Source organism: Luteimonas viscosa (assembly GCF_008244685.1).
Classification (GTDB): domain Bacteria; phylum Pseudomonadota; class Gammaproteobacteria; order Xanthomonadales; family Xanthomonadaceae; genus Luteimonas; species Luteimonas viscosa.
This window is the reverse complement of sequence record NZ_VTFT01000001.1, coordinates 236,801-246,467: the sequence shown is the minus strand read 5'-3', so window position 1 is coordinate 246,467 and position 9,667 is coordinate 236,801. Positions and strand designations below refer to the sequence as shown.

The window sequence follows — 9,667 nt, the reverse complement described above, 5'->3', positions numbered from 1 at the left end:
AGGCGCCGTGTCTGGGACGACAAGGCGACGCGCGCCACGCGCCGCGACCGCCTGCTATGCCGCGGTGATCGAAGTGCGCACGCAGTCGCGGCCGTTGGCCTTGGCCGCGTACAGGGCCTTGTCGGCGGTGTCGAGGGCGTCGTCGATGTCGTCGGACGCATCCGGCGCGATGGTGTGCACGCCGATGCTGGCGGAGATCTCCAGGCGGGTGCCCTCCGACTCCCAGTGTTCCGCGATCAGCGCGCGCCGCACGTCCTCGGCGACGGCGACCGCCGCACGCAGGTCGTGGTCGGGCAGCACCACCACGAACTCCTCGCCGCCGAACCGCGCCAGCAGCGCATCGTGCGGGCGCAACGCCCGGCCGATCCGGCGCGCGGCCCAGCGCAGGCAATCGTCGCCAACGAGATGGCCGTGGCGGTCGTTGATCGACTTGAAATGGTCCAGGTCCACCATCAGCAGCGACAGCGGCCTGCGCGCGTCGCGGCACTCCGCCAGCAGCCGGTCGAATCCTTCATGGAAGTAGCTGCGGTTGTACAGGCCGGTGAGCGCGTCCCGGCGGCTGGAATCCTGCAGCTTCACGTGCGCCTCCTCGAGCTGCGACAGCGCCTGCCGCAGCTCCTGCGTGCGCAGGGCCACGTTGCGCTCGAGCTGGCGGTTGGCCTCGGTGGTGATGCGCTGGTTCTCGTTGCGCAGCTGCGCATAGCGGTAGCCCAGCGCGATCGAGAGCAGCAGCATCTCCAGCGCGGAGCCGATCTGCACGCCGTACTCGGTGGCGAAGTTCTTGGGCAGGGCGCCGAAGGCGAGCAGGGTGAAGATCGCCGTGCCCAGCAGGAACATCGACCAGGCCAGCAGCAGCAGCCTCGCGGGCGTGTAACCGCGGCGCAGCACGTGGATGGTGGCCAGCACGATCCAGAGCACGCCCACCAGCACCGCGCGCGAGGCGACCGGCGTGGAGATGCGGTAGGGCAGCCAGATCGAGGCGACGCCGAAGACCAGGAAGAACATGATCAGCCCGACCGTGCCTGCGTTGAGCTTCGGCGCCCGCTGCGGCAGCTCGAGGAAGGTGCGCGCGAACTGCAGCATCGCCACCAGGGCCAGGCAGATCGAGATCGGCACCATGTGGTCGGCCATCCACGGCGAATCCGGCCACAGGTACTCGAAGCCCAGGCCGTTGAGCGTGAACAGCACCAGCCCGAAGGCGGTGATGTGGCACAGGTACCAGAAGTAGCTGGCGTCGCGCAGCGACAGCCACAGCACCAGGTTGTAGAAGAACAGCGCCAGCAGGATGCCGTAGTACAGGCCCATCGCCAGTTGCGCGTCGCGCGAGACCTCGGTGAACGCGGTCTGGGTGTACAGGTGCAGCGGCACCTGCATCGAACTCTCGCTCTCTACCCGGACCAGGAGTTGCACCGGGGTGTCGACCGGCAGGTCGACCAGGACGTTGGGATGGCGGTAGCGCACGCTGCGGGCGGCGAACGGCACGTGGTCGCCGCCGACATGCCGCACCATGCGACCGTCCGGATAGCGCAGGAACATCTCGATCCGGTCGCTGAGCGGATACTCCTGCACCAGCAGCCAGCGTTGCTCGCCGGCATTGCGGTTGACGATCGTGGCGTGGAACCAGAATGCGCCGCTCTGGAAGCCGAAGGCGTCCTTGCCGCCCGGTAGTGGCGCGAATTCGCCGCGGTCGACGCGGCGCCAGGCATCCCCGGGGCGGTCGGAAAGGCTGGCGTCGTGCCGATAGGCGAGGTGCGGCGAGAGCCCGGCGCTGGTGGCGGTGTCGGCGAGTTCGAGCGTGGAGCCGGCGACGGGCAGGCTCGGCAGCAATGCCAGCCACGCGAGGATGCATCGCAAAGCCTTCGTCATCGTCTGCCCCGGCCTGTCGCGGATTCCATCTGCGCGTTTCCGTCCATTGCTCCCGTCGGCAACAGGGGTAACGCCAATGCCCGCCATAATGGGACAAATCGTGCCATGTGGGGAGACACCGTGCGCCACCGCCGAACCATCCCGTGGCTGTCGTTGCTGTCGCTGCTGTTGGCGCAGGCGCTGGCGGCAAGCGCCTGGGCCTGCAGCAGCGGCGTGGTGTTCGAGGACGGCAACCGCGACGGCCTGCGCCAGCCGGACGAGCGCGGTCTGGTCGATGTGCGCGTGTCGAACGGCAGGGAAATCGTTTCCAGCGCTACCAACGGCGCCTGGCGCCTGCCTGCCGGTGCGATGGCGCCCGTGTTCGTGATCAAACCTCCGGGTTTCGCCGTCGCCCGCGCCGAAGACGGGTTGCCGGCGTTCTGGCGTGGGCCGGGAGCCGCATCCTGCGACTTCGCGCTGCAGCCGAGCGCGCGTGGCGGCGAAGGGCTGAAGGTGATCGTGTCCAGCGATCCGCAGGCCGGTACCCCGCGCGAGGTCGACTACTACGCCCGTGTCGTGGCGCGCGCGCTCGCGCCGCATCGCGACGCCGCGCTCGGGCTGACCCTGGGCGATGTCGCCAATGACGATCTGGCGTTGTACGACGGGATCAACCGCACCACCGCGTCGCTGGGCGTGCCCTGGCTGCACGTTGCCGGCAACCACGACCTCGATCCCGGCGCGCAGGACGACCACGATTCGCTCGCCACGTTCCGCCGCGTGTTCGGGCCCGATACCTGGGCCTGGGAGGAACACGAGGCGGTGTTCGTGATGCTGGACAACGTCGTCGCGATGCGGGGCAGCCGCCCGGCCTACGTCGGCGGCCTGCGCGAGGACCAGTTCGCCTTTCTCGAGGGCTACCTGCAGCACGTCGATCGCGAACGCCTGCTCGTGGTCGCGGCCCACATTCCCTGGTTCGACACCGCCGAGGGCGACCGTCCACCCAGCGTGCGCGCGGAGGACCGCGCGCGGCTGTTCGCGCTGCTGCGCCGGTTCCCGAAACTGCTGTTGCTGAGCGGCCACCGCCACGCGCAGCGCCAGTTCTTCCACGATGCACGCACGGGCTGGCAGGGCGATGCGCCGCTGCGCGAGTACAACGTCGGTGCGATGAGCGGGTCGTACTGGTCGGGCGTGGCCGAGGACGACGGCGTGCCGGTATCGACGATGGCCGACGGCACGCCGCGCGGCTTCGCGACCTTGCGCATCGCCGGCGACGGCGGATACCGGCTGGCCTGGCATCCGACCACGCTCCCGGCGGACGATTTCTCGCGCACCGATGCGATGGCCCTGCACGTGCCGAAGCTGCTGCGGCGCGGCGCCTATCCCGCCTGGGGCGTCTACGCGAACGTGTTCATGGGCCACGCCGGGACCCGGGTCGAATACCGCGTCGACGACGGCGACTGGTTGCCGATGGCCTGGACCCCGGCGCCGGACCCGCGACTGCTGGTCGAGAACGTCCGCGACGATCTGGCCGACAGTTTGCGCAGCTTCGACCGCTCGCCCGAAGCGGAACGCTCGCCGCACCTGTGGCGTGGCGCGCTGCCGACCCGCCTGGCGCCGGGCGCGCACCGGGTGGAGGTGCGCGCCTTCGACGACCACGGCGACGAGCATCGCGCCTCCATCGTCTACCGGCTGGTCGAGATCGAACCGTGACGGAGGGGGGCCGCCCGCGCGCCGCTAGAGCGGATGCGGATAGGCCAGCACGGGGCCGCGCACCAGGCCCGCCTCCCAGGCGTGCAGGCGCGCGCGGATCTCCTCGCCGATCCAGATCTGCGGATACGAGGATTCGTGTCCCTCCATCGTCTCGCGCCGCGCCACCTGGCGCCGGGCGTAGTCGAAAGCTTCGATCAGGCCGCCGTCGCGATTGAGGCCTTCGACCAGCAGCGCGCGCCCGAAATAGGTGGCGCTGGCGGTGTCGCCGCAGCCGAAGGAGGGCCGGTCGTGGCGCGCGGCGGTGACGACCAGGGTTTCAGGCGCGGCCAGGGCGGGGATGAAGCCACCGGAGTAGCAGGCCGACACGATCAGCAGCCGGTGGCGGATGCCGGCGTCGTCGAGCGCAGCGCGCAGCTGCTGCGGCGCCAGCGTGGTGTCGAACCGGTCGGCCAGGCTGACCGTCAGCTCGTGCCCGGGGCTGCCGTGGCTGGTGACGAAGAGGAGCAGCAGGTCTTCTTCCGGATCCATCCTGCGGGCGATGCCCTGCAGCGCGTGGCGCAGGTTGTCGAGCGTCGCCAGCGGGCGCGGCGCGGCCGCCAGGCTGTCGGGATGGTTGACCAGCGCGAGCGCGCGGCCGCCCGCGCCATAGCGTGCCGTGGCCAGCGTCTCGAAGTAGGCGGCCTCGTTGCGGAACACGTCCTCGTTGCCGTCGCCGGCGAACGAGAGTGCGAACAGGTCGATCCGCCCCGCCTGCTGCACGGGCATCTGCGCGAGGCGGGCGTCGATCAGCGCGCGGTCGCGCAGGGCCACCGCATCGATGGCCTCATCGGCGGTCGCCCCGGCGTGGAGCGCCAGCCAGGCGACGGCGAGAAGCCAGGCGAGGCGGCGCGGCGCGCGGACCGGGCGCCGGGATCGCCGTATCGCGGCGCCGGCCAGGCTCACGCGTCCGGCACGACGCCGTCGAATCCGGTCGCGCGCGGGTGGCCGCCGGAATCATCTTGGCTGCGCGGCCGCGGGTAGTCCGCAAGCCGGTCGATCAGCGTGGTGCGCATGCCCGCATCGCGCGCGGCATCGAGTTCGGCGACCACGTCGGACAGGAACAGGATATCCGCAGGCGGGACGCCCAGCTCCCGCGCGATCCGGGCGTAGCTTCCGGTTTCGCGCTTGCCGCCCACGCCGGTATCGAACCAGCCGCAGAACAGCCCGCTCAGGTCGCCGGCGTCGGTATGCGCGAACAGCAGCTTCTGCGCCGGGACCGAGCCCGACGAGTACACCGCCAGCGCATGCCCGTCCGCATGCCAGCGGCGCAGCGCCGCCACCGCGTCCGGGTAGACGGGCGCGGTGAAGTCGGCGCTTTCGTAACCCGCGGCCCAGACCATGCCCTGCAGGGCCTTGAGCGCGGTGTGCTTGCGGTCTTCGTCGATCCAGCCCTGCAGGGTCTCGACGATCATCGCGTCCTGGCACAGGCCGCCGCTTTCCAGAGCCACCATGTCCAGCCAGCGGCGGACCTCGGGTTCCCGGCCGTGCTCGCGCACGAAGCGCGGCAGCTCGCGGCGCGCATACGGGAACAGCACGTCCTTGACGAACGAGATGGAGGAGGTGGTGCCCTCGATATCGGTCAGGATCAGCGGCAGGCGGGACGTGGCGGGCGTCGTCATCGCCATAGCGTAGCGCGTTGCATGGAGGATCCGGCCAGAAGGACGGGTTCAGCCCTTCGTCGGCACGTCGTAGCGCGGGAACCGCTGCGCGATGTCGGTGCCGGTGAAGTGGCCGATCCAGCCGTCGGGCTGCTCGAAGAACCGGATCGCCACGAAGCGCGGCTCCGGGCCCATGTCGAACCAGTGGGTGGTGCCGTCGGGCACCGCGATCAGGTCGTCCTTCACGCATTCGATCTCGTAGACCTTGTCTCCGACATGCAGGGTGAACAGCCCGGAGCCGTCGACGAAGAAGCGCACCTCGTCCTCCTTGTGGTAGTGCTCGTCGAGGAACTTGGCGCGCAGTTCCTCCTTCTTCGGGTTGTCCGGCGCGATGCTGATCACGTCGACGGTGGTGAAGCCGCGCTCGGCGGAAATGCGGTCGATGTCGGCCCTGTACGCGGCCAGCACCTGTTCCGGCGTGGCGCCGGCCTGGACCGGCTGGCTCGCCTGCCAGCGCTCGAAATGCACCCCGATCTTCGCCAGCTCGCGCGCGATCTCGTCGCCGTCGTGGCTGCTGAACTCGGGGGCGTCGGGGTTCTGGTCGGAGAAGATGCGCAGGCGGCTCATGGCGGCAGGCTCTCGGCACGGCAGGGAGGCGATCAGGCTAGCAGCCGGCCCGGGAACAGGGAATGACGCGGGCGGAACGCCTGCGTTCCGCCGCGGCAACGCAGCCGTCAGTGGACGGTGGTGATCCGACGCAGGTCCAGCTCGCAGCCCAGCAGGAACTCGAAGGCATCGAGGTGCCTGCGCGCCTCGGCCATGTCGCGGCCCCAGGCGTACAGTCCGTGTCCCTGGATCAGGTACCCCCACAGCGGTCCGCGGTCGAGCAGGCCCTCGACCTTCGCGGCCAGGGTCGGCATGTCCTGGCTGTTGGGCAGCACCGGCAGCTCGATCGCGGCTTCGTGGGTTTCGTTGCCGCGGAACGCCTTGAGCAGTTCGTAACCCTTCAGCCGGACGCTGCGCGAGAAGATGCGCGAGGCCACCGTCTGGTTGTGCGAATGGGTGTGCAGGATGCAGCCGACGTCCGGGAAGCGCCGGTAAAGCTGCGTGTGCAGCAGCGTCTCCGCGGAGGGCCGGTGGTCGCTGCCGACGGCCCGGCCATCGAAGTCGACCACCATGATGTCGTCCTCGACCAGGCGCCCCTTGTCGCGGCCGGACACGGTGATCGCCGCATGCCGTTCGTCCAGCCGAGAGGAGAAGTTGCTGCTCGTGGCCGGGGTCCAGCCGAGCTGCGCGAGCTCGCGCACGTTCGCGATCAGTTCGCCCGCGAGTTCGTGCAGGCGCTGGGGGTCGTAGGGCAGGGCGCTCATGCGCGGAAGTCTAGCCTGAAAGCCGGGATTGGTGATTCGTGATTCGCGATTCGCAATTCGTGATTCGCAAGAGCATGGGTTCCACGCCGCCCGAAGAGGGCTCGGTCGGTGCCAGCGATCGCCGGCACCCGGCATGTCCGGATCGGCGGCGCCACCAATCACGAATCACCAATCACCGCTCCTACACCACCGCGCGCACCAGCACGATCAGCACCAGCGCCGGCGCGACCACCCGCATCAGCCAGCGCCATGTCGTGAACAGCACCGGCGGCATGTCGGACAGTTGCTCGCGCAGGATGGTGCGATTGAGCGCCCACCCGGCGAACAGCGCGATCAGCAGTCCGCCCAGCGGCAGCATCAGGTCGTTGGCGATGAACTCGATGAAGGTCATGATGTCGCGGTCGAGGATGCGCACGCCGGACCACAGGTTCAACGACAGTACCGAGAGCAGGCCGAGCAGCCACGACAACCCGGCGATGCCGAGCGCGGCGCGCTTGCGGCTGGCCATCCCGAACCGCTCCACCAGGAACGCGGTGGCCGGCTCCAGCAGCGAGATCGACGAGGTCCATGCGGCGACCGCGAGCAGGCCGAAGAACGCCAGGCCGTAGACGATCCCGAACGGCATCGTCTCGAACGCCAGCGGTAGCGAGGTGAAGATCAGCCCCGGCCCGCCGCCGGCCGGGTCGATCCCGAACGACAGCACGATCGGGAAGATCGCGAGGCCCGCCAGCAGTGCCACGCTGGTGTCGGTGAGCGCCACCGCGATGCCGACCCGCCCGATGGACACGCCTTCGCGCGGCAGGTAGGCGCCGTAGGTCATCATCGTGCACATGCCCAGGCTCAGGGTGAAGAACGCCTGGCCCATCGCGCTGAGGAAGGTGCCACCGGTGATCACCGTCCAGTCCGGCTTGAACAGGAATGCGGCGGCCTGGCCCATGAAGCCGGTGGTCATGCCGTAGACCACCAGCATCATCAGCAGCAGGAACAGCGCCGGCATCAGGAACCGGACCGCGCGCTCCAGACCCTTCTCCACGCCCAGCGCCACGACCGCCACGGTAAGCAGCATGAACAGCGCGTGCCAGAAGGTCAGCTCCAGCGGATCCGCGAGCAGGGCGGCGAAGGTGGCGCCGGGGTCGGTGATGGCGGCGCCGCCGGCCAGCTGCTTCACGTAGAGGAAGGCGTAGTGCAGGGTCCAGCCCGCCACCACGCTGTAGAAGCTCAGGATCAGGATGCCGGCGACGATGCCGATCCAGCCGATCGCCACCCAGTGCCGGCTTACCCCGCTCTCGCGCGCGAGCTTGCGGAAGGTGTTGATCGGGCTGACCCGGCCGTGGCGGCCGATCAGGATCTCGGCCATCAGGATCGGCAGGCCCACCAGCAGGATGCAACCCAGGTACACCAGAACGAAGGCGCCGCCGCCGTTGTCGGAGGTCATGTACGGGAAGCGCCAGATGTTGCCCAGGCCGACCGCCGAGCCGGTGGCGGCGAGGATGAACATCAGGCGCGAGGACCACATGCCGTGGATGGAAGTCGTCTTGTCCATGTATGGATCCGGAAAGTGCGTCGGGGCGGGTCGCGCGAACGGGATCAGCCGCGGGGCGCTGGCGCGTCGGGCGCGTGCTGGGGAGGCGGCGCTGTCGCGTCGGCGGCCGGCAGGCGCAGGATCTTGAACCCTGCGTAGGCCAGCGCCACCGCCACCAGCGGACTGACCAGGTTGAAGAACGCGTACGGAAGGTAGTCCAGCGTCGCGACACCCAGGGTGGCGGCCATGTACGCGCCGCAGGTGTTCCACGGGATCAGCGGCGAGGTCATCGTGCCGGCGTCTTCCAGCGCACGCGACAGGTTCACCGGGTCGAGGCCGCGCCTGCGGTACTCGGGCTGGAACAGGCGGCCGGTCAGCACGATCGACATGTACTGGTCGGCGGTGACGACGTTCGCGCCGAACGCGGTGGCCAAGGTCGAGGCGATCAGCGAGCCGGTCGAGCGCGCGGCCTTCAGCACGCTGCGGATCATCCGTTCCAGCAGGCCGGTGCGCTCCATCACCGCGCCGAATCCCATGGCGCAGACGATCAGCCACACGGTGTTGAGCATGCTCGACATGCCGCCGCGGCTGAGCAGGTCGTCGAGCGCTGCGTTGCCGGTTTCGGCCTGGTACCCGCTGAACAGGGCCGTCCACGCGCCCGAAAGCAGCGCCATCGGTCGCGACAGGGCCTCGTCGCCGGCCAGCGCGACGACCACGTCGGGCTGGAACACCACCGCGAACATCGCGCCCAGCAGCGCGCCGATCATGATCGTCGGAAAGGCGGGAAAGCGCCGCATCGCGAGCACGAGCACCACCAGCATCGGCAGCAGCAGGTGCCAGCCCAGTGCGAACCGTGCCTCGAGCAGTGCCGGCAGGTCGCCGAATGCGGCGCCTTCGCCGGTCCCGCGGCTCCCCAGCCCGATCAGCGCGAACAGCACCAGGGCGATCGCGATGCTCGGGCCGGTGGTCCAGACCATGTGGCGGATGTGGGCGAACAGCTCGCTGCCGGCCGCGGCCGGGGCGATGTTGGTGGTGTCCGACAGCGGTGACATCTTGTCGCCGAAGTAGGCGCCCGAGATGATCGCGCCGGCGGTGATCGGCAGCGACATGTCGAGGCCCTGGGCGACGCCGATCAGGGCCACGCCCAGGGTGCCGGCCACGGTCCAGGAACTGCCGATGGTCAGGGCCACGATCGCGCAGATCAGGCAGGTCGCCGGGTAGAAGTAGGCCGGATGCAGCAGCTTCATCCCGTACACGATCATCATCGGCACGGTGCCGCTGAGCACCCAGGTGCCGATCAGCGCGCCCACCGCCAGCAGGATGAAGATCGGCACCACCGCGATCGCCACGCCCTGCACCAGCGCGTCCTGGATCTCGTCCCAGGCCAGGCCGTTGCGCAGGCCGATGATCGCGGCGATGCCCGCGGCCAGCAGCAGCGAGATCTGGTTGGCGCCGTAGGACGAGTCGTCGGCGTAGAGATACACCGCCAGTCCCAGCGCGACGGCCAGGAACAGCAGTGGTGCCAGCGCCTGCGGGAGGCTCGGGTCACGCGGGGAGGATTGGCGCATCGTTCGCTCTGGAGG

Annotated in this window: 8 protein-coding genes; 1 reads left to right on the top strand and 7 read right to left on the bottom strand. The window is 69.6% G+C overall.

The window, feature by feature from the left end; translation table 11 throughout:
• Nucleotides 1-54: 54 nt before the first annotated feature.
• Nucleotides 55-1,866 (bottom strand): sensor domain-containing diguanylate cyclase, encoded by a 1,812-nt coding sequence (locus FZO89_RS01165; RefSeq protein ID WP_187470997.1) that lies wholly within the window; start codon nt 1,864-1,866, stop codon nt 55-57.
• A gap of 120 nt (nt 1,867-1,986) precedes the next feature.
• On the opposite strand from FZO89_RS01165, the gene FZO89_RS01160 reads away from it, so the two are divergent.
• Nucleotides 1,987-3,555, top strand: a complete 1,569-nt coding sequence (locus tag FZO89_RS01160; RefSeq protein WP_262378467.1) for a calcineurin-like phosphoesterase C-terminal domain-containing protein — start codon at nt 1,987-1,989, stop codon at nt 3,553-3,555.
• A 24-nt stretch (nt 3,556-3,579) separates the two neighbouring features.
• On the opposite strand, the gene FZO89_RS01155 is transcribed toward FZO89_RS01160, so the two are convergent.
• The 6 genes from FZO89_RS01155 to nhaC form a co-directional block, all read right to left on the bottom strand.
• Nucleotides 3,580-4,497 carry a C13 family peptidase gene (locus FZO89_RS01155; protein ID WP_149101547.1) on the bottom strand — a complete coding sequence of 306 codons (918 nt, stop codon included), beginning with the start codon at nt 4,495-4,497 and terminating at the stop codon, nt 3,580-3,582.
• Nucleotides 4,494-5,213, bottom strand: a complete 720-nt coding sequence (gene mtnC / locus FZO89_RS01150; RefSeq protein ID WP_149101546.1) for an acireductone synthase — start codon at nt 5,211-5,213, stop codon at nt 4,494-4,496. The genes FZO89_RS01155 and mtnC overlap by 4 nt, the downstream gene beginning before the upstream one ends.
• 48 nt (nt 5,214-5,261) lie before the next feature.
• On the bottom strand, nt 5,262-5,819 hold the full coding sequence (locus tag FZO89_RS01145; protein WP_149101545.1) for a 1,2-dihydroxy-3-keto-5-methylthiopentene dioxygenase: 558 nt from the start codon (nt 5,817-5,819) through the stop codon (nt 5,262-5,264).
• A 107-nt stretch (nt 5,820-5,926) separates the two neighbouring features.
• Nucleotides 5,927-6,562, bottom strand: a complete 636-nt coding sequence (locus FZO89_RS01140; RefSeq protein WP_149101544.1) for a methylthioribulose 1-phosphate dehydratase — start codon at nt 6,560-6,562, stop codon at nt 5,927-5,929.
• A gap of 181 nt (nt 6,563-6,743) precedes the next feature.
• Nucleotides 6,744-8,105: a sodium-dependent transporter gene (locus tag FZO89_RS01135; RefSeq protein ID WP_149101543.1), complete on the bottom strand. Its 1,362-nt coding sequence runs from the start codon at nt 8,103-8,105 to the stop codon at nt 6,744-6,746.
• A gap of 44 nt (nt 8,106-8,149) precedes the next feature.
• Nucleotides 8,150-9,652, bottom strand: a complete 1,503-nt coding sequence (gene nhaC, locus FZO89_RS01130; protein WP_149101542.1) for a Na+/H+ antiporter NhaC — start codon at nt 9,650-9,652, stop codon at nt 8,150-8,152.
• Nucleotides 9,653-9,667 lie beyond the last annotated feature (15 nt).

Excerpts from the sequence above, each read along its gene's own strand:
- FZO89_RS01165 (WP_187470997.1), bottom strand. The coding sequence starts at position 1,866 with ATGACGAAGGCTTTGCGATGCATCCTCGCGTGGCTGGCATTGCTGCCG.
- mtnC (WP_149101546.1), bottom strand. The coding sequence starts at position 5,213 with ATGACGACGCCCGCCACGTCCCGCCTGCCGCTGATCCTGACCGATATC.
- FZO89_RS01145 (WP_149101545.1), bottom strand. The coding sequence starts at position 5,819 with ATGAGCCGCCTGCGCATCTTCTCCGACCAGAACCCCGACGCCCCCGAG.
- FZO89_RS01140 (WP_149101544.1), bottom strand. The coding sequence starts at position 6,562 with ATGAGCGCCCTGCCCTACGACCCCCAGCGCCTGCACGAACTCGCGGGC.
- FZO89_RS01135 (WP_149101543.1), bottom strand. The coding sequence starts at position 8,105 with ATGGACAAGACGACTTCCATCCACGGCATGTGGTCCTCGCGCCTGATG.
- nhaC (WP_149101542.1), bottom strand. The coding sequence starts at position 9,652 with ATGCGCCAATCCTCCCCGCGTGACCCGAGCCTCCCGCAGGCGCTGGCA.